We start from the raw sequence: 23311 nt of genomic DNA, 5'->3' as shown, positions 1-23311 counted from the left end.
TCGATAAGTTTTTTACTTTGTAACAAAAATGTCACCGATCTCCTTTACTCTCTAGCAAACCTTAGAATCCGTATTACAAAAATCTGGAGAATTTAATGGAAATTCGTAACATATTTAAGGTAAGTGCTATCACGACTGCGCTTGTCCTTGCAGGCTGTGGCGGTGACATCAATATTAATGAAGGTGATGAAGTAGTAACAACTCCAACAACACCAACTACACCTACAACACCAACAACACCGACTACCCCTGATGTAGATACGCCGTTCTCTCTAGGCTTTGCCACAGACGTATCAAGCGAATTCTCAGGAACGATTACAGATAAGCCTGTTTATCGTTTAGATACCGATTTAACTATCACTCAAGATATGACCTTAACGAACGATGCTCACTGGATCATCAAAGGTCGTACGGCGGTTGGTAACGACAACGCTGATGCAGCGGTACTAACTATTCAAGAAGGTACTACAGTAATCGGCGAAGACGGCGATGACTTCTTAGTTGTTCGTCGTGGCTCTCAAATTGACGCATCTGGTACGTCTTCAGCGCCTATCGTGATGACATCGGTACAGGACGTTACTGGTGAAGAAACTTCAATCGGTCAGTGGGGCGGTGTAGTTCTACTTGGTAACGCACCAACTAACCTTTGTAATACGGGTGACGATGCAGATACGTCTGACGAAGAACTTGCAAACTGTGGTGTTTCTGCAGAAGGTGATGCAGGTCTTTACGGCGGTAATAACCCAGAAGATAACTCAGGTACGCTAGAGTACGTTGTAGTTAAGCATGCGGGTAAAGCTCTGGCATCAGGCGACGAGCTAAACGGTATTTCATTCGCTGGTATCGGTTCAGGCACCACAGTTAACTATATTCAGGTTCACCAAAACCTTGATGACGGTATTGAATTCTTCGGTGGTACAGTTAACGTAAGTAATGTTGTACTTACTGATATCGGTGACGATTCACTAGATTGGTCATTTGGCTGGACTGGTAGCGCTACTAACGTTTATATCCAACAGTCAGCTGACGGTGGCGACAACGCAATCGAAGCGGATAACAACGAAGATAATCCGTCTTGGTTGCCGCTAACTAAGCCAACTATTTCAAACGTGACTATTGTTAGTGCAGACAACACCAATGGTGTACGTCTACGTAACGGTACAGCGGGCGTGCTTTCAAACGTTCTAGTAACGGGTTCTGCACTTGCAAACAACTGCCTACGTGTAAACGGTGATGAAGCAATTGCTAACGCTGAGTCGGGCGAGCTTTCTATCACTGATTCAATTGTTGCGTGTGAAACACCTGCGAACAACTTTGGTTCTGACACCATTAACGGTGGCACTACTCAAGCATGGTTTGAAGGCCAAGATGGCAACAGCGTTTTAGCTGCGTCTGCATTAATGCTTGAAGACAACGGTTACTTCCCAACGGCCTCTTCTCCTGTAGCACTTGGCGGCGGTCAATATATTGGTGCATTCAATCCTAACGGCACAGACTGGACTGTAGGTTGGACGGTAGGCGTAAACGGCGGTTTCCCAACTGACGTTCAAAACGCATTTGCACAGGGTCTAGCAACAGACGTATCGGCTGACTTCGACCTAGACAAGCCGGTTTACGAAATTGCTGCTGACACCACATTCACATCTGACGTTACACTTACTAACGATGCTTACTGGCTAATTAAAGGCCGTACTGCAGTAGGTAACGATAACGAAGACAGCGCAACACTATACATCGAACAAGGTACGACTGTGTTTGGTGAGCAAGGTGATGACTTCTTGGTAGTACGTCGTGGCTCAATGATTGAAGCTAACGGTACAGCAAGCGCACCTATCACGTTTACCTCTGTACAAGACCTTATCGGTGACGAAACGGGTATCGGCCAATGGGGCGGTATCGTACTTCTAGGTAATGCACCAACTAACCTATGTAATACCGGTGACGATTCAGATACCTCTGACGCTGAACTTGCTTCATGTGGTGTGGCTGCTGAAGGTGACGCGGGTCTTTACGGCGGTAATAACCCTGCAGATAGCACAGGTTCACTTCGCTACGTAGTAGTTAAGCACGCAGGCCGCGCTCTTGCAGCGGGTGACGAGCTAAACGGTATTTCATTTGCAGGTATCGGTTCAGGTACTAAAGTTGAGTACATTCAAGTTCATCAAAACCTTGATGACGGTATTGAATTCTTTGGCGGTACAGTTAGCGTACGTAACGTTGTACTTACTGATATCGGTGATGACTCGCTAGATTGGTCTTTCGGTTGGACAGGTAACGCGCAAAACGTTTATATCCAACAATCAGCTGCTGGTGGCGACAACGCTATTGAAGCGGATAATAACGAAGACAACCCAGCGTGGCTTCCACTCACTAAGCCTACTATTTCTAACGTGACTATCGTTGGCGCTGACACAACTAACGGCGTTCGTCTACGCAACGGTACTGCGGGTAACATCCGCAATCTAGTTGTTACAGCTGGTGAAGGCTACTCTAACTGCCTACGAGTTAACGGCGACGAGTCGATTGCTAATGCTGTATCTGGCGAGCTTTCTGTAGAACATTCAGTGGTTGCTTGTGAAGCAGGTAATAACTTTGGTTCAGACGCTATCGGTGGTGGTACTACTCAAACATGGTTCGAAGGCCAAACAGGTAACAGCGTGCTTACCGCTGATGCACTAATGCTTTCTAACGATGGCTTTACACCTCGCTCTGGCTCACCACTTCTTGGTGCGGGCGTTGATGTATCAGAAGAGAATGACTTCTTCGCAGCAACTGACTATATCGGTGCATTTGACGGTGACAACAACTGGATGGACGGTTGGACTGTTGCGGTAAACGATAGCATTCCTGCTGACGTTACAACGGCACTAGAGCAAGGCTTGGCGACCGACGTGTCTGCTAGCTTCCCAGATATTACTGACAAGCCTGTTTATCAGCTTGCTACTGACACCGTGTTTACTGCTGATGTATCGCTAACTAACGATGCTCACTGGCTAATTAAAGGTCGTACAGCGGTAGGTAACGACAACGCTGACAGCGCTTCACTTTACATTCAGCGCGGTACTACAGTATTCGGTGAAGATGGTGATGATTTCTTAGTTGTTCGTCGTGGCTCTAAGATTGAAGCGTCTGGTACTGCAACACTGCCAATTACCTTCACATCTTCAGAAGATATGACTGGCGGCGAAACAGCCATCGGCCAATGGGGCGGTCTAGTTATCTTAGGTAACGCACCAACAAACCTATGTAACACAGGTGACGACGGTGATACGTCTGAAGCTGAACTGGCTAACTGTGGTGTAGCCGCAGAAGGTGATGCAGGCCTATACGGTGGAGCAGACAGTGAAGATAACTCAGGTACGCTTCGCTACGTTATCGTGAAGCACGCAGGTAAAGCACTTGCGGCAGGTGATGAGCTAAACGGTATTTCATTTGCGGGTGTAGGTAGCGGCACTGAAGTTGACTTCATCCAAGTTCACCAAAACCTAGATGATGGCGTTGAGTTCTTCGGCGGTACAGTAAACGTAAGTCACTTAGTATTAACTGCTATCGGTGATGATTCTCTAGACTGGTCATTCGGTTGGACAGGTAAGGCGCAGTACGTAGTTATCAAGCAAGATGCAGCGGGCGGCGACAATGCGTTCGAAGCTGACAATAACGAAGATAACCCTGCGTGGACACCATTGACGACACCAACAGTATCTAACGTAACAATTTTAGGTGCAGACAATACAAACGGTGTACGTCTTCGCAACGGTACAGCGGGAACAATCAAAAACCTAGTGGTTACCGGTGGCGCAAACTACAGCAACTGCCTACGAGTGAATGGTGATGAATCAATTGCTAACGCAGCAGCAGGTTCACTAACTGTGACGCACTCAACAGTAGCATGTTCATCTGCGAGCGCATTTGGTTCAGATACAATTGGTACAGACAGCACGCAAGCGTGGTTTGAAGGTCAAGATGGCAACAGCGTTCTTGCTGAAACTGCAGCACTTGGCTTTGATTCAACAGGTTTCGTACCTGCAAGCAATTCAGTTTTATTAGGTTCAGGCTTCGACGCTTCTACTTTGGACGCTTTCTTTGATAGCACAGACTTCCAAGGTGCATTCGACGGTGAGTCTGACTGGACACTGGGTTGGGTAACTGTTGGTCTTCAAGACTAATAAGTGAATGCGAGACACAGTAAAGCTAAGGCGTTTTTACGCCTTAGCTTTTGTGTAAGCGCAGCTACCTGATTACAGTTTCTTAGGAGTTACACAATGAAAAACAATCAAACGTCAGCATTTAAAGTCGGTGGACTTTCGCTGGCTATCGCGTCCATTCTTGGCGCAAGCGCGTTACCGTTATCAGCAGTAGCACAGCAGTCAGAAGACGAAGTAATTGAAGAAGTCGTTGCTACGGGCACGCGACTTAAAGGAACCGCAACGGCGGTTTTACAAGAGCGTCAAAATCAGGCGTTCGTTGCTGATATTCTTGGCGCAGAACAAATTTCTCGTACCGGTGACGGCGATGCCGCTGCTGCACTTCGACGTGTAACAGGTCTTACGCTAGTTGACGGTAAATTTATTTACGTTCGTGGTTTAGGTGAGCGTTATTCAAGCACACAGCTAAATGGCATGACGGTACCAAGTCCGGATCCTACGCGCTCGGTTGTACCGCTTGATTTATTCCCATCAAGTATCATCGAAAGCCTGAACGTTCAGAAATCTTACTCACCCAATATGCCTGGTCACTTTGGTGGTGGTAACGTAAACATTCGTACTAAATCAATCCCATCTGAGTTTGTATTCAACGTAAGTGCAGGTGGCGGTTGGAATACGCAGAACAGCGATACCGGTGTTTTCTATTCTGGTGGCGGCGATGATTGGACAGGTCGTGATGACGGAACTCGTGCACTGCCTGACATTATCAGCTCGGGTCTTGCTGCAAATGGTTCTGCAGGCTTCGAGGGTGACCGTACAAGAACACTGGCTGAAACGCAGGATATCCTTAGTTCATTTAACTGGGACATCGGCCCAGACGAAAAGTCTGTAGACCCGAACTTCAGCTTGGGTACGACTATTGGTAACAATTACGTTTTCGACAACGACTCTGTACTTGGTTTCCTTGCAACGGTTTCTTACAGCAACGAATGGACAGTTGCCGAAGAGATGTTAGGTAACGATATTGGTGGTGGTCAGGAAAATCCACGTTTCACTAAATATCGCGACATGGTGTCAACTGAGCAAAACGTGCGTTGGAGCGGTATGTTCAACGTGGGTTACGAGTACAACAGCAACCACAAAGTAGAACTTGTGAACATGATCCTTCACGACATGCGTGACCGTGTTCGCGATGGATACTACTTCGACGAAAGTGAATCTAACCCTGGCGTAGAAGAATTCCGCCGCATGGATATCATTTTCGAAGAGCGTGAAATGGTTTCTTCACAGCTTAAAGGCACGCACAACTTCCTTAACTTGTTAGACGGTGTGTTTTTCGATTGGTACGTGGGAACTAGCCGTGCGTCTCGTGAAGCGCCAGATATCATGGAAGTAACATTCCAGCAGTTCTACGATGAGTCGGGGGCATTAGAGCTTGAGCGTCTTGATGATACGCCAGGAACTAACCTTAACCGCCAATATCAGGTGCTTTATGATGAGTCTGATACCTATGGCTTCAACGTGTCTACCGCGTTCTTCGGCGATGGCTACGACGTTGAACTTAAAGCCGGTATGGATTACTACGACAAAACCCGTGACGGTAACAATATTGACTTAGCGGTGCGTCACTTTGGTATTTCTTCTGACTTTAAAGAAGGTAGCCGTTTGAATGAAATTTTCTCACAAGAAAATATCTATAACGACGACTTCTACACCAGCTCAACGGGTCGTTCTGTGTTTCAGGACAATACAGGTGCAGGTGATAAGTACTCAGCGGCAACTAAACTTACCGCAGGCTATTTCATGGTTGATGCATTCTTCAACCAGAAGTTCCGCGTAAGTGGCGGTGCTCGTTATGAAGACTTCCAGCAAGTATCGATTCCATTTATCGAGCACTCGGATAAGTTTGCTGACGACACAGATGCCATCATTGACAGCATCTACAATGAATCTGATGTACTACCGTCATTAGCTTTCACTTATATCCCAAGTGAAGAAATGCAATATCGCTTTAACATCAGCCAGACGCTAATTCGCCCTGACTTACGTGATATCAGCTCAACCTTCTTTATCGACCCGCTAACAGAATTCCTTGTACGTGGTTCTCCTTCATTGGTTGAAACTGAATTGACGAATATCGACTTCCGCTGGGAGTGGTATATGTCACAAGGTAACAACTTGTCTGTTGCACTTTTCTATAAAGATATGGAAAACCCTATCGAGATGGTGCAGTTTGACGGCGGTGAAGGTGTACCTCAGCTATTGACGGCGAACGGTCAGGAAGGTGAGTTGTACGGTATCGAGTTTGAATTCTTGCACGACCTTGGCTTTATTGGGGATAACTTCAGTAACTTCTTTGTATCAGGAAACATGACGCTTTCTGACTCAGAAGTAACCATTGGGAGTGGCGATCAAGAATCACTGTTCTCTCAGCAGGCACGTGAAGCTTACGGCGGTACTATCACGGCGACCATTACTAACGACAAACGTCGTCTAGTAGGTCACTCTGAGTGGGTTGCTAACCTTCAGTTAGGTTGGGATTCTGATAACGGTGAGCATTCAGCGTCATTAGTCTATAACTCATTCGGTGAACGTATCATTGCGCCTGGCGTACGTGGTTTTGAAGATGGTATTGAAAAACCGTTCCATTCATTGGATGCTGTTTATACTTACTATCCAGACTTCAACACTACAATTAAATTACGTGTGCAAAACATTTTCAACGACGAGAAAGAAATTGAGCAAGAAGGTCTTACGCTGCGTAAGCTAAGCGTAGGTACAGGTATAAACGCTTCAATTACTTATAACTTCTAAGAAAATACAGCCAGTGCTGCTTCTTCAAAAAGAGAGCAGCAACAATCATCTAAAGCCCGGTTTTCCTGCCGGGCTTTTCTATTTGTGACAATAGTCATCGATTTATGACAGTTTCGTAATAAAACTGTCACAGAAAACTCCTATCCTACGCGCAGAAATTTATAGTCGGATACAACCGATTTCTTTTAACTTTAAAGGTTTGAATGTATGAAGCTTATCAATGCCTTGCTTGTGGCAGGTGCGCTAGCAGCGACACCCGTGCTTGCACAAGACGATGAAGTCTTAAAACCCGTTGTCGATGAGGCAGCGAAAATAAACGAGTCAGCGGCGAAATCGCAAGAAAAGATTAACGGTATTACCGATCAAATCGACAGCAAACTTCAACAGTTCAAAACATTGATGAAAGAAATCGAAGGCCTTGAGGTTTATAACACTCAGCTTCGTAAGCAAATCAATAACCAAGAACAAGAAATGGCAGACCTAAATGCTGCTATCGATGAAGTGTCTGTTGTTGAGCGTCAAATCACGCCACTAATGATGCGCATGATTGACGGCCTAGAGCAGTTTGTTGCGCTAGACGTACCATTCCTTCCAGAAGAGCGCGCAAATCGCGTTGCTGACCTTCGCGCTATGATGGACCGTGCCGACGTTGCTGCGTCTGAGAAATTCCGCCGCGTAATGGAAGCGTATCAAGTAGAGATGGACTACGGCCGCACTATGGAAGCGTACAGCGGTATTCATTCAATTAACGGTCAAGAGCGTGACGTTGAATTCCTACGCCTTGGTCGCACAGCGCTAATTTATCAAACACGTGACGCAAGCATGCAGGGTGTTTGGAACAAGCAAACTCGTCAGTGGGAAGAGCTTGATAGCAGCTACCGTACACAAATTACAAAAGGTCTGCGCATGGCGAAGAAGCAACTTGCACCAGACTTGCTAATGCTGCCAGTGGCAATTACAGACTAAGAGGTTGATGAGAATGTTTAACACAGTAAAACGTATCGCTGTTGGTCTAGCAGCCCTTAGCATCAGCGTTGGTGCTTTCGCACAAAGCGACCGTGCCATGGACTTAGACGCACTTCTTAAGCAACTAGAAGAAGGTCAGTTCGCACAGTCTCAGCAAAACAAACAGCGCGAGCGTGATTTCCAAGCGCAACGTGCAGAGCAAGATCGCATTCTTCGCGAAACTCGTGAAAAGCGCGACCAAATGCTTGCACAATCAGAGCAGCTTGAAACTCAGTTCGAAGAAAACGAATTCAAACTGGCTGACTTAAACGGTGCACTAGACACACGTCTTGGTTCACTTAAAGAGCTATTCGGTGTGCTTCAGCAAATCGCTGGCGACACCAAAAACAAATTCTATAACTCAGTGGTTTCTGCACAAATCCCTGGCCGTGCTGACTTCCTTGATAAGATGGCACAAGACATGGGTTCAAGCTCAAAACTTGCATCAATTGAAGAAATTGAGCGCGTTTGGTTTGAAATGCAGCGTGAAATGACTGAAGCCGGCAAAGTCACTACGTTCAAGACAGACGTTGTTGAAGCAGGCGGTGAAAAAGTGAATAAGTCTGTTGTTCGCGTAGGTCCTTTTGCACTTGTTGCTGATGGTAAATACCTAGAGTACAACGGTGTAACAGGCACAGTATCTGAACTTGTACGTCAGCCTGCTGACCGTTACATGGATTCTGCTGCTGAACTACAAGCATCAAGCGGTGAATTAGTGCAGTTCGGTATCGACCCAACGGGTGGTTCAATCCTAGGTCTTCTTGTTCAAGCGCCTAACCTTCAAGAGCGTGTAGAGCAGGGTGGTGTTGTAGGTTACATCATTCTTATCGTTGGTGCATTCGGTCTTCTACTTGCCCTTGAGCGTCTTGTAACGCTGACGCTTATTCGCATGAAAGTGAACAAACAGCTTAAGAGCAAAGAAGTAAACACAAACAACCCGCTTGGCCGTGTACTTAAAGTACGTGACGAGCACCCAGACGCCGACGTTGAAGCACTTGAACTTCACCTTACAGAAGCGATTTTGGGCGAAGTGCCTAAGTTAGGTCGTAACCTAACTATCATTAAGATTATCTCTGTTGTAGCACCGCTTATGGGTCTACTAGGTACGGTAACCGGGATGATCAACACCTTCCAGGCTATCACCTTGTTTGGTACGGGTGACCCGAAACTGATGGCAGGTGGTATTTCAACAGCACTTGTAACAACAGTACTAGGTCTAGTTGTAGCGATTCCAATGACACTGCTTTATGCAATGCTTAACACACGTTCTAAGAACATTGTGTACATCCTACAAGAACAGGCGTCTGGCGTAATTGCAGAGCGCGCTGAGCGAGGCTAATCATGATCGAGTTTCTAGAAGCAATTCGCGATTTCACAGAAACAGGTGGCCAGGTTCTCCTGGTCATCGGTCTGCTGATATTCGTTATGTGGCTTTTGATCCTCGAGCGTGCGATGTATCTGATGGTTTGGCACAAGCAAGCCAAGAAAGAAGCGATAGCAATGTGGACAGCACGTGCCGATCGCTCTTCTTGGTTCGCAGAGCAGGTTCGTCAGAAAACAATTTCACAGTTAACCATGCGCCTAAACGGCAGCATCCCAATTATCCAGTCACTGGTTGCGCTTTGTCCGCTGCTAGGCTTGATGGGAACGGTTACCGGTATGATTGAAGTGTTCGATGTAATGGCGATTGCGGGCTCAGGTAATGCTCGTTCAATGGCGTCAGGTGTATCGAAAGCCACTATCCCCACAATGGCGGGCATGGTTGGCGCACTTTCAGGCGTATTCGCCGCTACCTGGTTAACTCGTATGGTGAAATCAGAACGCACGCATCTTGAGGATGCATTGATTATTCAACGTTAATGCTAGCTAAGCGTTAAGGTAAGGTATTTATTATGAAGCAGCACTTTCAAAACTTAGTCGATGAAGAAGAAGCAGCCATCGACATGACGCCCATGCTGGACGTTGTATTTATCATGTTGATCTTCTTCATTGTGACTGCGTCATTTGTGAAAGAAGCGGGTATCGATGTTAACCGTCCAGAAGCAGCAACTGCTGTGAAAAAGGATCGCGCTAATATCCTTATCGCTATTTCAGATAAAGGCGAAATTTGGATTAACAAGCGCCGTATCGACGTTCGCGCAGTGCAAGCGAACATTGAGCGTCTTCGCGCAGAAAACCCACAGGGTTCTGTTGTAATTCAGGCTGACAAAAAAGCCACAACAGAAACACTGATTAAGGTTATGGACGCGTCGCGAGCCGCTGGCGTTTACGATGTTTCGATTGCAGCCCAAGAGCAATAAATCATGCCACGATATTTAATCGCATTTGTTATTTCCCTTGCGATCACGTTAGGCCTGTTCTTCTTGATGCAATCGCTTATCAAGATGGGTGGCAGCGCACTAACTGAGCCGCCTAAGGGAAGCGTGCTTGACTTCGTAAGGGTTAAGCAGGATGAACAGGTTGAGAAAAAAGATCGTAAGCCGAAGAAGCCACCTAAGCCTGAAGAGCCGCCACCGCAAATGGAGCAGCCTCAAATGGACTCGCCTTCTCCAGATGCAGAAGGTACGTCGATGGACTTTGGTGCTGAAGTCGGAGACGACATCTCGCTAGAAGGCGGGTTGGCCCTCGAATCCGGTGACGGTGAATATCTTCCTATTGTTAAGGTTGCGCCAGTGTATCCACGACGTGCACTTCAACGGGGTATTGAAGGTTTCGTTATTGTTGAATTTACAGTAACTAAACAAGGCGCAGTACGCGACCCAATTGTTGTTGAAGCTAACCCTTCAGGTATTTTTGAACAAGCGGCTATTGATGCGGCAATGAAGTTCAAATATAAGCCTCGAGTGGTAAATGGCGAAGCAACGGAAGTGTCTGGTGTACAAAACCGTATTACGTTCCAAATTGACGGGTAACAGAACATGATGAGAGAACAGACGAATACATTGCTTAGTGCACTGGCGTTTGCATTTGCATCGGCCACAGTATCTGTACCTACTATGTTCATTGCTTCTAACGCTACAGCGCAAGAGGCTGAGCAGCAAGATGGACAAGAGATAAAAGCTAGCGATAAGCAAACCCGTCGCGTGCCTACGCTTCGCGGTAAAGTCTACGAGCAGCTAGCCCGTGCACAAACGGCAGCTGATGAAGCGGGCAATGTAGAAGAAGCTATTTCCATTTTGAAAGAAGTGGAAGATAAGTCTCATTCTATGAACGCCTACGAAAAAGCGATGATGTACAACTTTTTCGGCTTCATTTATTACAACAACGAAGACTATGCAAAAGCGTTGGAGTCGTTTGCCAAGGTAGTAGAGCAACAGCCTATTCCTGAAAAGTTCGAAATGACTACACTTTTCAGTTTGGCGCAGCTTAACCTTATGCAGGGTAATTACGACGATACCATCACTTACTTAGAGCGTTGGGAAAGTCTTAATGCGGGCCCTGTGCCGGTGAAAAACAAAGTCATCAAGGCCCAAGCGTACTATCAGAATAAGCAGTACGAGCAAGCCGCAACGTGGATTTCTGAAGCCGTTGCCGACCACGAAGCAGAAGGCATGATCCCCGATGAAGGGTGGTTAATTCTTCAGCGTGCTATTTTCTATGAACTCAAGCAGCCTCAAAAGGTTAAAGACGTTCTGGTTAAAATGGTGAAGCTATTTGACGAGCCTAAGTATTGGATCCAGCTAGCGGGTATGTACGGTGAGCTAGGCGAAGAGCGCAAGCAGTTGGCTATTATGGAAACCGCTTATCAGCGCGGGTTCGTTAATACATCCGCTGATGTGTTTAACATGGCGCAGCTTTATTACTATCATCGCGTACCTTACAAAGGCGCTAAGTTGATGGAGCAGGCGATGAACGACGGCGTGCTAGAGAAAAACTTGCGCAACCTTAAGTTCTTAGGCCAAAGCTGGTCACTTGCTAAAGAGCAAGACAAAGCTATTCCCGTTATGATGCAAGCGGCTGAACTGTCTGAAGACGGTGAGTTAGATGCACAGTTAGCGCAAATTCTTCTTAATGAAGAGCGTTTCGACGATGCAATTGCTGCGGCAGACCGAGCCGTTGAAAAGGGCGATTTGAGAAACCCTGGTTTGGTTTACCTGATTAAAGGCATGGCACTTTACAACAAGAAGCAATATGCCCTTGCGCTTAATCAGCTAGCTGAAGCAGAAAAGCATCAGAAAAGTCGTGCCATGGCACAGCAATGGAAGCAGTTTGTGCAGGGCGAAAAGCGTCAGGCAGACGCCATTGCAGCTGAGCTAGGTACAAGTTAAGTATCGTACTTTCGTTAATACATCATTTAAAAGGGTCGAATAATATTCGACCCTTTTTTATGCGCTAGGGAAAAGTACTTGAGGCAATAAGTCAGACACCGAGGCCATCTTTCCTTCTGCCTCTAACTGGTTCCAATAGCGTTTGGTTTCTAAAACCTCTTCCTTTATTGAAAGAAAGCAGTCGACCAATACGGGATCAAAGTGCTGGCCTGAACCTCGTTTAAGATGATCAAAAGCATCATCGTCAGCCCACGCTTTTTTATAAGGCCTTTTCATTGTAAGGGCGTCGAAAACATCGGCGATAGCTACGATACGTGCACTTTCAGGTATCGCCTCTTCCTTTAATCCTCTTGGATAGCCTGTGCCATCCCACTTTTCGTGATGACATAAAGCAATCTCGGCTGCGAGGTTAAAGAGCGGGGTATCACATTGAGACAGTATTCTGTGCCCTATTTCAGCATGAGAGCGCATAACCTCCATTTCGCTCAATGACAATCGCCGAGGTGCTTTTAATATTGCGTCTGCAATACCTATTTTGCCTGTGTCATGCATTGGAGCAGCTTGCGCGAGCAGGCACGCTTTTTCGAAAGGCCAACCGTGAGCCAGAGCAAGACATTGGCTGTAAGCTGCCATCCTCCAAATATGATGACCGGTATCGGTATCATTGTAATGACCAGCGGCAGCTAGCATGCTGATTGCGCTTTGTTGGCTTTTACTTAGTTCCTTAGTACGCGCCGCTACAAGGTTTTCAGCCGTCCGCATTTGATGGGCTAAACTAATGTGGGTTTTAACGCGAGCGAGGGTGATACTCGGTGATACGGGTTTGGTTATGTAGTCTACTGCACCTAGTTTGAAACCTTTTTCTTCGTCCTCTCCTTGAGTTAAGGCTGTAACAAAAATAACGGGTATATGGCTAAGCGCCTCGTTAGCTTTGAGTTTTTTACATACCTCAAACCCGTCCATACCGGGCATCATTATATCTAACAATATAAGGTCGGGAGTAAACTGCTGGGTAATCTTAAGTGCTATTGTTCCCGAAGGCGCAACCTTTACATCATAGTAAGGGCCTAAAATGCCTAATAGAATATCGATATTTGCGGGCTCATCATCAACCACTAATATGCTAAACCTATGTGCTTCATTACGTTGATTATTCATCGGTAATATCGCCTATCAGTTGCGTAATAACCGCTTGAGCACTTTCGAAATCGTAAATGGTAGCATGCTGTTTCAATCGGTTAATCTTATGTGCATAGACCGACTCGCTGTAATTGGCTGCCAATACGTTGATGTATTCAACCGCTTTCGCGTCATAAGATTGAAGCGCCTGCTCAACGTTGCGTAGGGTCGATAGCATGGAGGATTTATCGAAGTTCGTACCGCTTTGATGCATGTTGTCGGTGTCGTTTTTATCGATAGTGTGAGCAATTAGGCGTAGCGTTGCATCTAGCTGAAACGATAAGTTTGTTACGTGTCTTGCATTAACAGCTTCATTTCTCTCTTGTGCTTCTATAAGAGGAAGCAGGCTTTGCTCAAGCGTTGTGGCGCCAATAAGCTGAGCATCTTCAAGCAGAGAGGTTAACAGTTTCGACGTGTTCGTCTGTGTATGAAAAATATCGAGCAAGTCAGACATAACACCACGCTGGCTGTAGGTTTTATAAAACGTTAGCAGCGACGAGATAAACTGGCTCATTTCGTCCGGAGGGTTTATTTCAATGTAGCCTGAATGTATGTGAATATCGATGGTATGAACGATTTCATCCGCGGTAGCGGGCTTAACCAAGTGCTGACACATACCGGCGGTAAGCGCGCTTTCAGAAGCCTCCTGAGACTCATCGGCACTAAGCGCAATAATTGGCGTATACCAGTCTTTTTTCTGGGTAAGTTGTTCTGCAACTTCATAGCCCGATACGCCGGGTAAGTAGCAATCCAAGAGTATAGCGTCAAATTTGCTCATTTCGCATAACGCAAGTGCCTGCTCACCCGATGAAGCAACAGCAACATTAATACCTAGATCAGAAAGTATTTGCTGGCTAATCTCTACACTAATTGCGTCGTCATCTACTACAAGCACATGTTTGTTTAAAAGGCGCCTGGTTCGCCATTTTCGACTTTCAAGGCCTTCTAGTGTCCGCTTACTGAGTGATAGTTGAGCTGGAGATAGTGTTGAAATAAGTTCTGTGTCGGTAAACGGAAGCTCAATGATATTTATATTTTGAACAAGGGCACTTCCCATTCGCTTTTGTACGTCTTGCTTGTTGAGGGGACTGATTAATGTAGTAAGGTTTAGCGACTGATATTCACCAAACTGCATGTGTTTAATGAAGCTATTCCAGCTTTGCTCATCATCTGGTAGAAATGCGATAGTTTGAGAGGCTTTACTCGGCAATAGCCCTTCAACCTGGTCGATTATTTGGCAGTGAATGTTATGTCTGTTCAATGTTGCCGCAAGTATTTCGCATCCTTGGCTCACGCTTTCGTGTGTTTGAATGCACAGTACATTGTCGGGAACCGATACGGGAAGTTGAGGGCCTGTACCAGGGCCTTCATCAGAACAGACAGGCAATGCAAAGGAGAAACAGCTTCCCTTGTCTACCTCGCTTTCCAAGGTTAAGTCACCACCCATCAGTTCAACCAGACGCTTACATATCGCAAGGCCAAGGCCGGTTCCCCCATACTCTCTGGAAATGGATGCATCAGCCTGAACAAAGGCTTTGAAAAGTTTTGATTTTACTTGCTCACTGATACCCATACCGGTATCGGAAACACTGAATGCTAACTGATTTTCGCGCTTTTCAACCGTCAGTATTACGTGGCCGCTGGCGGTAAATTTTATAGCATTACTTAAAAGGTTGAGCAGTACTTGGTATATCTTTTCGCTGTCGCCACGGCATTGCAAATTAGTATGACACCGAATATCGAAAAGCAACTGAAGCTGTTTTTGTTGCGCCTTTACTTGAAAGACTTGAGCGAGTTTATCGATGGTTTTTGTTAAGGTGAAGGGCTCATCAATTATCTCTATTTTATCTGCTTCCACTTTAGAAAAATCGAGAATGCTATTCATCAGGTCTAACAATGCTGTAGAGCTACGCTGCACTTTTTCTAAATATTGCTGACGTTGCTCATTGTCGGTGGATTCTAGGGCAAGGTGAGTGAGGCCGATAATGGCGTTCATCGGTGTTCTTATTTCATGGCTCATTGTGGCAAGGAAGTCGCTTTTTGCCTTGTTAGCACTTTGGGCTTCGTCATACGCCTTTTGGAGTTTTTGTTCTATAGCTTTTTGACCGCTTATGTCGTTGAATACGCCCACGTGTCCATCGGGCTTTCCTTCTTTATCAAGCAGAGGAACCGCAACAATAGATATGGGAAAAAGGCGGCCCCGTTTATCGGTGAAGAAGTCTTCATAAGACGTGTAAGACTGACCGCTTCGGATAGTGAGGTTAACTGGACATTGCTCTCTAGGAAGGAGAGTTCCATCCCCTTTTTGATAATGGACCGTGTCGTGGAAACGTCGGCCTTGTAATTCGTCAAGCGACCACCCTAATAATCGCGAGGCAGCGGGGTTGAGAAACTGTGTTGTACCTTCACCGTTTACGGCATACACACCCTCGCCGATACTATCAGTGATACTTCGATAGAACGCGCGCCCTTCGGAAAGTCTCGTCTCTAATCGCTTTTGTTCTGATATATCGGTGGCAATAGCAATTAGGTGGTCTACCCGCGGCGGCGACTTAATGACGGGAACCAGAGTGGCAAATACGTACCAAGGTTCGCCCAACTTAGTCAGACTATGTACTTCGCCTTGCCAGGTTTGGCCTTGAGATAGCGAAACAAAAATATCTGATTTTTCCTGCTCGGACATATTGGTAATATCGAATGCGGAGATATTTTCCCCAATTATCTCGTCAATTGAAAAACCAGATAGTTGGCTGCACTTGTCATTAGCGCTTAGAATTTTACCGTTTACGTCCATTGTCGCAACAATGCCGTGTTTATCCATGGCCTGCCGCTGTAAAAGCTGCGCGCTCATGTGAACTCTCCTACAACAATGTTGAATTGCAGGACAGAACGACGGCTAGTTTTGACAGACAATGTCAAAAATTGCATATGTGCAACAAAAGTGAATGGGGTATAGATAAGTTATAGTCTGTACCGCGCTTATTTCCAATGAAATCAGATTATCCTTTGGTAGCAATAACCTGATTTTTCAATGGAAAACGCGTAAAACTAGGTATTAAGCACCGCGCTGAATGTGCGGCGCAAGTGGGGGAGTCATTAAGCCGAACGAAGCTCTCTACGTAGAATTTTTCCGACGGTAGATTTTGGTAGCTCGTCAAGTATCGTGATCGACTTAGGGATCTTGTAATTTGTGAGGTGCTGTTTACAAAAATCAATGACGTCTTGTGTCGATACATCGCTTGAAACAGTAATAAATGCACATACTCGTTCACCGGTCTTTTCATCGGGTTTACCCACAACTGCGGCTTCCATCACGCTAGAGTGAGTTGTAAGTACATCTTCAATCTCGTTTGGATAGACATTAAAGCCAGAGACAATAATCATATCTTTTAAACGATCTACAATTTTAATTGCCCCAGATTCGGTGCGAATGCCAATGTCCCCGGTTTTAAAGAAGCCATCTTGGGTCATGACTTTGGCAGTTTCGTCGTCTCGGTTCCAATAACCCAGCATAACCTGAGGTCCGCGAACTGCAATTTGCCCCGACTCACCATCGGCCACCGGCTTATCATGGCTATCCAGTAACGCAACTTCAGTGCCTTCTAGTTCGTGCCCCACCGTGCCGATCTCTTCTTTACCTGGAATGTTAAAAGATACAACTGGCGCAGTTTCTGATAGCCCATAGCCCTCGGTGATGGTGTTCCCGGTTACGTCTCGCCAAATAGATACTGCGGCTTGAGTAAGTGCGGTGCCGCCAGACATTGTGAGGTGTAATTTAGAAAAGTCTAACTTTGCAAATTCAGGGTGTCTCCCAAGACCAACAAACAAGGTGTTGATCCCCATGAATGCTGAAATTTTATGGGGCTTGAGTGTTTGAATGAAACCGTCGATATCCCGTGGATTGGGTATAAGAATTATCTGAGTACCTTTGGCAAAGAGCGCCATCATTCCAACCGTAAATGCATAAATATGATAAAGCGGTAATGGGCATACCAATACTTCTTCACCATCTTTGAAGCCCTCACCAATACGGTCGAGCATTTGGATGCAGTTAGCTAAAACGTTTTTATTACTTAAGGCTGCGCCCTTCGATACCCCAGTAGTACCACCGGTGTATTGCAACATGGCAAGTTCATCTAGAGCAATAGAAGGACGTTCAAATGCAGGCAGTGTATTGCCTAGCTCCACTGCTTGTGTGAATGAAACCGTACCATCAAGATTTGGTGCAGTGTTAGGGTCTAAAAGCTCTGTTGCCGATGTGGTGATAACGGTTTCGATACTAGTATCATCTTTTATGCTAGTGAATTTGGGGAGCAAATCACCCAGAATAACCAGAGCTTTCGCGCCACTATCAGTGAACTGGTGCTTCATCTCGCGTTCGGTATAAAGCGGGTTTGTATTTACTACAACAAGGCCTGCGCGTAAGGCAGCATAAACAACAATAGGGTTTTGAATTAAATTAGGAAGTTGTATGGCGACTTTGGTACCAGGAGACAATTTAGCTTCGTGAACAAAGTAGCGGGCTAACGCTGATGACTTACGGTCTATCTCGGCAAATGTAAGTGTTTGTCCAAGCGCCGTATACGCTGGCCTGTCGGCAAATTTTTGCAAAACGCTTTCAATATAATCGGCTAAGCAGGTCACGTTATCAGGATAAGTTATCATGTTGCTTGTTCCTAGTAGGGCAAAGTAAGTAGGGTGTTTATGCCTTACAGTAGCAAACTTAACTTTTCATTTACATCAGGGTTGGGTTATTTAGTATTATAATTTTTAGTTATCAATTGTTTGTAGAACTATTACTTAAGTAACTATATAGCCCACCAGCACAGATGCCTGCCATGCATTGTGCGGTAAGTCCTAAGGTAGTGCGAGCGCCTGCAATTAGGGTCACATTCAATATGGGCTGCATGGCAATGAGCATTAATAAGAACGACAGGCCTCCCGCTATTGTGAAAAGAATAAATCGGGTACGGTTGGTAGAGCCACTAGCATTTTGATTAAGACGTCTAACAATGAAATGTGTCGCCAAGAACGCCAACAATAAGGTAACGGCAATAATCACGCCGTAAGTAGGCAAAAGGCCTAGTGCATCTTGCCATATCATAAAAAACCAATCGCTTGGATTCATATCGACATCAATTCGAATGAGTCCGATTAAAACGGCACACGAGTGAAACGTACTTGCTAGTAGAAAGCCGACGGCCCATGATGGTAAAAAATGGAAAATAGTGCGTCGTATTAGGTTGTTCATTTTTGTAGTCCAAGATTTGTCGCACAGTGCATTAGAACAAAACTCAACAGGCCTCAAATGGTTTGAGCGTGGCAATTGGGTATACCATAGTATGTTAAGTAAAAGAGGACAATCACAATGAAGTCATGGCGTACGATGATCAGTTTACTGGCTTTTTCTTTATTGGGAGCTGCTTTGGCTCCTGCTTTTGCCGTAACTACTGCCTCTGAACTCACTCAAAAGCACGCATCTAATACTGAGCAACGTGAAGCAGGTAGCTCAAATCTAACGGCCTATGAAAATTTTGACCAGCATGTCATGACAGAAGATATCGCTAGCTCACTGGCGTTTCCCAAGGCCTTAACGACGGTTATCGATAAGGCTCAGGCAAGCACCCATATATTGATAGTAACGCGAGATGGTGAGCTGGTAATTATTGACAATAAGGGGGAAAGTGCGCGGTTTTCTTTAATGCTCGATGACTTGTACACCAAAGGGCAAGGAGGCGTACTCGATCTTCTTATACCCTCGCAATTCCCTGAAGACAGAACCGTGTTGCTGAGTTATTCCAAGGGGAACGATAGTGCAAACCGTCTTGCCATAGTAAAAGGACAGCTCTCCCTTACTTCTGGCATTACTAACATTCAGCCAGTGTTAGCACTGGCACAAGCCAAAGACACGCCTGTGCACTACGGTGGGAAACTGCTTCAACTAGAGGGCAGTGCTTTACACACAAAACAGGGCTTTTTGGTTACGACAGGAGATGGCTTTGATTATCGCGAGCAAGCGCAAGTTATCAGTTCACAACTAGGAAAAGTGCTAGGGTTCACAATAGACGGCAAGCCGTTGGCCAACCCTCCTTTTCCTGATAACCCCTTTATTTTTAGTATTGGACACCGCAATCCCCAAGGGCTTGTAAAGGGGAGTGACAGCAACCTGTTTTTGCATGAGCACGGCCCAGATGGCGGTGATGAAGTAAACCTTCTACAACAAGGCGCAAATTATGGTTGGCCAGTTGTTACACTAGGCAAAGACTATTCCGGCGCTAGAATTTCGCCTTTTTCGACCTATCCGGGTATGACTGGCCCCATTGTAGACTGGACACCTTCTATAGCGCCATCCTCCATGATCTACTATTCCCATGGGCGTTTCCCGATGCTAGCTAATACGTTACTTGTTACCAGCTTGAAAGCCAAAGCTTTGTATGCAGTTAGAGCCGTATCGAACGAATATATCTCTACAAAAATTTTTGAGGGACCTGGGGAACGGCTGCGGGATATTGCGCTTGATCATCAAGGTCACCTGCTTCTTTTGACCGATGGTGAAAATGGAAGAGTGATCGAGGTATCGCCAAGAGGAAATTAGGTACAGAAAACATTAATAAATGAAATTTTGTTTCAAAATTGATGGTAATTTGTACTGGTAGCACCATAAATAAAATGAATGTCTGTCATAAGTGCAACACTATTATTTATCTTTATTGGTCAAACCATTCAAGCTAAATATCGTCATTGATTTCAAATGGTTTGCTTCTAACTACATGAAATTATTGGCTTAATTTTGCTTTTAATTAAAATTCGTTTTTCTATTAAAAATGTAAGTGCTTTAACACAACGACAGTTTAGGCGGGTGAATACCTAACTGTTTACTTTCAGTCATTACGTAACCGCTAAAAATCGGTTAAAATATCCCTCATTTTTATATGCGTATAGCTAAGACCGACTTAACACTACGCCCAAGTAAAACTAAGACCGAGAGAACTATATGAGTTTGTATTCAGAATATCTGGCAGAGATCGAAACCCGTAAAACGGAACTAGGTCTTAACCCTAAGCCAATCGACAGTGCAGATCTGCTGTCTGAAATTATTGCTCAAATTAAAGATACAACAAACGAGCATCGCGAAGACTCTCTAAAATTCTTTATCTATAACACGCTTCCAGGTACTACACCTGCGGCGGGTGTTAAAGCACAATTCCTAAAAGAAATTGTACTTGGCGAAGAAAAAGTAGAAGAAATTACCCCTGAGTTTGCGCTTGAACTACTTTCACACATGAAAGGTGGTCCGTCTGTAGAAGTACTACTAGACCTAGCACTTTCTGATGACGAAGCGGTTGCTAAGCCTGCGGCAGAAGTATTGAAGACTCAAGTTTATCTATACGAAGCTGACACTGAGCGTCTTGAAAATGCATTCAAAGCTGGCAATGCTATTGCTAAAGACGTACTAGAAAGCTACGCAAAAGCTGAATTCTTTACCAAGCTTCCTGATGTTCCAGAGAAAATTGAAGTTGTGACTTACATCGCCGCTGAAGGTGATATCTCAACTGACCTTCTTTCTCCAGGTAACCAAGCGCACTCACGTGCCGACCGTGAACTTCACGGCCAGTGCATGATCTCTCCTGAAGCGCAGCAAGAAATTGTTGAACTTGGTAAGAAGCACCCGAATGCTAAAGTGATGCTTATCGCTGAAAAAGGCACAATGGGTGTAGGTTCATCTCGTATGTCTGGTGTTAACAACGTTGCACTATGGGCAGGTGAGCCAACAAGCCCTTACATTCCATTTGTAAACAAAGCGCCAATTGTTGCTGGTACTAACGGTATTGCGCCTATCTTCCTTACTACTGTTGACGTAACCGGTGGTATTGGTCTTGACCTTAAGAACTGGGTTAAGAAAACTGATGAAAATGGTGAAATTGTTCGCGATGCAAACGGTGACCCAGTACTTGAAGAAGCGTACTCAGTAGCAACTGGTACCGTACTAACTATCGATACTAAGGCGAAGAAGCTTTACAACGGTTCAGAAGAACTTGCTGACGTATCTGCATCATTTACTCCTCAAAAAATGGAGTTCATGAAAGCCGGTGGTTCTTACGCAGTTGTATTCGGTAAGCAGCTACAGTCTTTCGCAGCACGTACTCTAGGTACAAAAGCGCCAGCCGTATATGCAGCGTCGAAAGAAGTGTCTCACGAAGGCCAAGGCCTAACAGCGGTTGAAAAAATCTTTAACCGTAATGCAGTTGGCGTAAATTCAGATGCTCCGCTTCACGCTGGTTCTGACGTGCGCGTTAAAGTAAACATTGTAGGTTCTCAGGATACGACTGGCCCAATGACGTGCCAAGAGCTTGAGTCAATGGCCGCTTCAACGATTTCTCCTGTTGTAGATGGTGCTTACCAGTCTGGTTGTCACACGGCATCAGTATGGGACAAAAAAGCACAAGCTAACATTCCTAAGCTTATGTCGTTCATGAACAACTTTGGTGTAATCACTGCACGTGATCCTAAAGGCGTTTACCATGCAATGACTGACGTTATTCACAAAGTGCTTAACGACATTACAGTAGACGATCGTGCCATTATCATCGGTGGTGACTCGCACACGCGTATGTCTAAAGGTGTAGCATTCGGTGCCGACTCAGGTACGGTAGCACTAGCACTTGCAACGGGTGAAGCGGCAATGCCAATCCCTGAGTCTGTGAAAGTTACTTTTAAAGGTAGCATGAAAGAGCACATGGACTTCCGTGACGTGGTTCACGCGACTCAAGCGCAAATGCTTAAGCAATTCTCTGGCGAGAACGTGTTCCAAGGTCGTGTAATTGAAGTTCAAATCGGTACTCTATTGGCTGACCAAGCATTCACATTCACTGACTGGTCTGCAGAAATGAAGGCGAAAGCATCAATCTGTATTTCAAATGACGAGACAATGATTGCGTCGCTTGAACTTGCTAAGAGCCGTATCCAAATCATGATCGACAAGGGTATGGACAACGAAGCGAACATGCTTCAAGGCCTAATTGACCTAGCTGATAAGCGTATTGCTGAAATCAAGTCTGGTGAAGAGCCAGCGCTTGCGCCAGATGACAACGCGAAGTACTACGCAGAAGTGGTTATCGATCTAGATCAAATCGACGAGCCAATGATTGCTGACCCAGACGTAAACAACGAAGACGTATCTAAGCGTTATACCCACGACGTTATCCGTCCAGTTTCTTACTATGATGGTAAGCCAGTAGACCTAGGTTTCGTTGGTTCTTGTATGGTGCACAAAGGCGACATGCAAATCATCGCACAAATGCTGCGTAACCTAGAAAAGCTTAACGGTTCTGTTGAATTCAAAGCGCCACTAGTTGTAGCTCCACCTACATATAACATCGTTGACGAGCTAAAAGCGGAAGGCGATTGGGACGTTCTAGCGAAATATGCAGGCTTCCAGTTCGATGATGCTAAGCCTAAAGAAGCGGCGCGTACTAAGTACGACAACATTCTTTACCTAGAGCGTCCTGGATGTAACCTATGTATGGGTAACCAAGAAAAGGCTGAGCCAGGCGATACAGTTATCGCGACATCTACACGTCTTTTCCAAGGTCGTGTTGTAGCTGACTCTGCTGAGAAGAAAGGTGAATCACTACTAGGCTCTACGCCGCTAGTAGTACTTTCAACGGTTCTTGGTCGCTTCCCAACGACAGAAGAGTACAAGCAAGCAGTTGCAGGCATTGACCTAACTAAGTTTGCTCCACCTTCTGAAGACTTGGCAGTTAAACCTAAGTTCGAAGCAGATGTAGCCGTTAAGCGCGTATAAGTACTTAACGCTTTTAAACGCCCCAACCTCGGTTGGGGCTTTTTTGTACCCGAAATAATGGGGTCAGAGTACATTAATAGGGTAATGATCCCAGC

Annotated in this window: 14 protein-coding genes; 10 read left to right on the top strand and 4 right to left on the bottom strand. The window is 45.5% G+C overall.

All coding sequences use genetic code 11. The features are described from left to right. The first annotated feature begins 95 nt into the window (after window positions 1-95). From MHN00_RS02565 to MHN00_RS02530, 8 genes are all read left to right on the top strand, one after another. Complete coding sequence (locus MHN00_RS02565) at window positions 96-4166, top strand: hypothetical protein (protein WP_101563490.1); 4071 nt, start codon at window positions 96-98, stop codon at window positions 4164-4166. Between the two features lie 96 nt (window positions 4167-4262). After that, entirely contained in the window at window positions 4263-6959 is a 2697-nt protein-coding gene (locus MHN00_RS02560; protein ID WP_039234969.1) for a TonB-dependent receptor, read from the top strand. Between the two features lie 207 nt (window positions 6960-7166). Next, window positions 7167-7925, top strand: a complete 759-nt coding sequence (locus MHN00_RS02555) for a DUF3450 domain-containing protein (RefSeq protein WP_014948287.1) — start codon at window positions 7167-7169, stop codon at window positions 7923-7925. A gap of 13 nt (window positions 7926-7938) precedes the next feature. Further along, a complete protein-coding gene (locus MHN00_RS02550; protein WP_014948288.1) occupies window positions 7939-9303 on the top strand; it encodes a MotA/TolQ/ExbB proton channel family protein in 1365 nt (454 codons plus the stop codon). Window positions 9304-9305: 2 nt separating this feature from the next. Further along, window positions 9306-9824, top strand: coding sequence for a MotA/TolQ/ExbB proton channel family protein (locus tag MHN00_RS02545; protein WP_012517279.1), 519 nt, complete (start codon window positions 9306-9308; stop codon window positions 9822-9824). A 32-nt stretch (window positions 9825-9856) separates the two neighbouring features. Continuing rightward, window positions 9857-10264 (top strand): biopolymer transporter ExbD, encoded by a 408-nt coding sequence (locus MHN00_RS02540; RefSeq protein WP_014948289.1) that lies wholly within the window; start codon window positions 9857-9859, stop codon window positions 10262-10264. A gap of 3 nt (window positions 10265-10267) precedes the next feature. Then, window positions 10268-10876, top strand: coding sequence for an energy transducer TonB (locus tag MHN00_RS02535; protein WP_014948290.1), 609 nt, complete (start codon window positions 10268-10270; stop codon window positions 10874-10876). A 6-nt stretch (window positions 10877-10882) separates the two neighbouring features. Beyond that, window positions 10883-12232: a tetratricopeptide repeat protein gene (locus tag MHN00_RS02530; RefSeq protein WP_239300149.1), complete on the top strand. Its 1350-nt coding sequence runs from the start codon at window positions 10883-10885 to the stop codon at window positions 12230-12232. A gap of 57 nt (window positions 12233-12289) precedes the next feature. On the opposite strand, the gene MHN00_RS02525 is transcribed toward MHN00_RS02530, so the two are convergent. The 4 genes from MHN00_RS02525 to MHN00_RS02510 form a co-directional block, all read right to left on the bottom strand. Next, complete coding sequence (locus tag MHN00_RS02525) at window positions 12290-13390, bottom strand: HD domain-containing phosphohydrolase (protein WP_075175982.1); 1101 nt, start codon at window positions 13388-13390, stop codon at window positions 12290-12292. Then, window positions 13383-16262, bottom strand: coding sequence for a PAS domain-containing hybrid sensor histidine kinase/response regulator (locus tag MHN00_RS02520; protein ID WP_239300147.1), 2880 nt, complete (start codon window positions 16260-16262; stop codon window positions 13383-13385). Before MHN00_RS02520 ends, MHN00_RS02525 begins: the two co-directional genes overlap by 8 nt. A gap of 245 nt (window positions 16263-16507) precedes the next feature. Beyond that, a complete protein-coding gene (locus tag MHN00_RS02515) occupies window positions 16508-18076 on the bottom strand; it encodes an AMP-binding protein (protein WP_039224530.1) in 1569 nt (522 codons plus the stop codon). Window positions 18077-18188: 112 nt separating this feature from the next. Continuing rightward, window positions 18189-18662, bottom strand: coding sequence for a hypothetical protein (locus tag MHN00_RS02510; protein WP_239244971.1), 474 nt, complete (start codon window positions 18660-18662; stop codon window positions 18189-18191). A 117-nt stretch (window positions 18663-18779) separates the two neighbouring features. Between MHN00_RS02510 and MHN00_RS02505 the strand changes: the two genes are divergently transcribed. Both MHN00_RS02505 and MHN00_RS02500 read left to right on the top strand, forming a co-directional pair. Then, window positions 18780-20006 (top strand): PQQ-dependent sugar dehydrogenase, encoded by a 1227-nt coding sequence (locus MHN00_RS02505; protein ID WP_239300145.1) that lies wholly within the window; start codon window positions 18780-18782, stop codon window positions 20004-20006. A 399-nt stretch (window positions 20007-20405) separates the two neighbouring features. Further along, window positions 20406-23216: a bifunctional aconitate hydratase 2/2-methylisocitrate dehydratase gene (locus MHN00_RS02500; RefSeq protein WP_014948296.1), complete on the top strand. Its 2811-nt coding sequence runs from the start codon at window positions 20406-20408 to the stop codon at window positions 23214-23216. Window positions 23217-23311 lie beyond the last annotated feature (95 nt).

The organism is Alteromonas sp. Cnat2-8, from assembly GCF_022348355.1.
GTDB classification, from domain to species: Bacteria; Pseudomonadota; Gammaproteobacteria; order Enterobacterales; family Alteromonadaceae; genus Alteromonas; species Alteromonas macleodii.
Note: the sequence above shows the minus strand (reverse complement) of the source record. Positions and strands in the feature narration are given on the sequence as shown.

What these genes read in the sequence shown, in the direction of transcription:
- MHN00_RS02545 (WP_012517279.1), top strand. Translation starts at nt 9,306, where the DNA reads ATGATCGAGTTTCTAGAAGCAATTCGCGATTTCACAGAAACAGGTGGC.
- MHN00_RS02560 (WP_039234969.1), top strand. Translation starts at nt 4,263, where the DNA reads ATGAAAAACAATCAAACGTCAGCATTTAAAGTCGGTGGACTTTCGCTG.
- MHN00_RS02550 (WP_014948288.1), top strand. Translation starts at nt 7,939, where the DNA reads ATGTTTAACACAGTAAAACGTATCGCTGTTGGTCTAGCAGCCCTTAGC.
- MHN00_RS02500 (WP_014948296.1), top strand. Translation starts at nt 20,406, where the DNA reads ATGAGTTTGTATTCAGAATATCTGGCAGAGATCGAAACCCGTAAAACG.
- MHN00_RS02530 (WP_239300149.1), top strand. Translation starts at nt 10,883, where the DNA reads ATGATGAGAGAACAGACGAATACATTGCTTAGTGCACTGGCGTTTGCA.
- MHN00_RS02505 (WP_239300145.1), top strand. Translation starts at nt 18,780, where the DNA reads ATGAAGTCATGGCGTACGATGATCAGTTTACTGGCTTTTTCTTTATTG.
- MHN00_RS02540 (WP_014948289.1), top strand. Translation starts at nt 9,857, where the DNA reads ATGAAGCAGCACTTTCAAAACTTAGTCGATGAAGAAGAAGCAGCCATC.
- MHN00_RS02520 (WP_239300147.1), bottom strand. Translation starts at nt 16,262, where the DNA reads ATGAGCGCGCAGCTTTTACAGCGGCAGGCCATGGATAAACACGGCATT.
- MHN00_RS02565 (WP_101563490.1), top strand. Translation starts at nt 96, where the DNA reads ATGGAAATTCGTAACATATTTAAGGTAAGTGCTATCACGACTGCGCTT.
- MHN00_RS02555 (WP_014948287.1), top strand. Translation starts at nt 7,167, where the DNA reads ATGAAGCTTATCAATGCCTTGCTTGTGGCAGGTGCGCTAGCAGCGACA.
- MHN00_RS02515 (WP_039224530.1), bottom strand. Translation starts at nt 18,076, where the DNA reads ATGATAACTTATCCTGATAACGTGACCTGCTTAGCCGATTATATTGAA.
- MHN00_RS02510 (WP_239244971.1), bottom strand. Translation starts at nt 18,662, where the DNA reads ATGAACAACCTAATACGACGCACTATTTTCCATTTTTTACCATCATGG.
- MHN00_RS02525 (WP_075175982.1), bottom strand. Translation starts at nt 13,390, where the DNA reads ATGAATAATCAACGTAATGAAGCACATAGGTTTAGCATATTAGTGGTT.
- MHN00_RS02535 (WP_014948290.1), top strand. Translation starts at nt 10,268, where the DNA reads ATGCCACGATATTTAATCGCATTTGTTATTTCCCTTGCGATCACGTTA.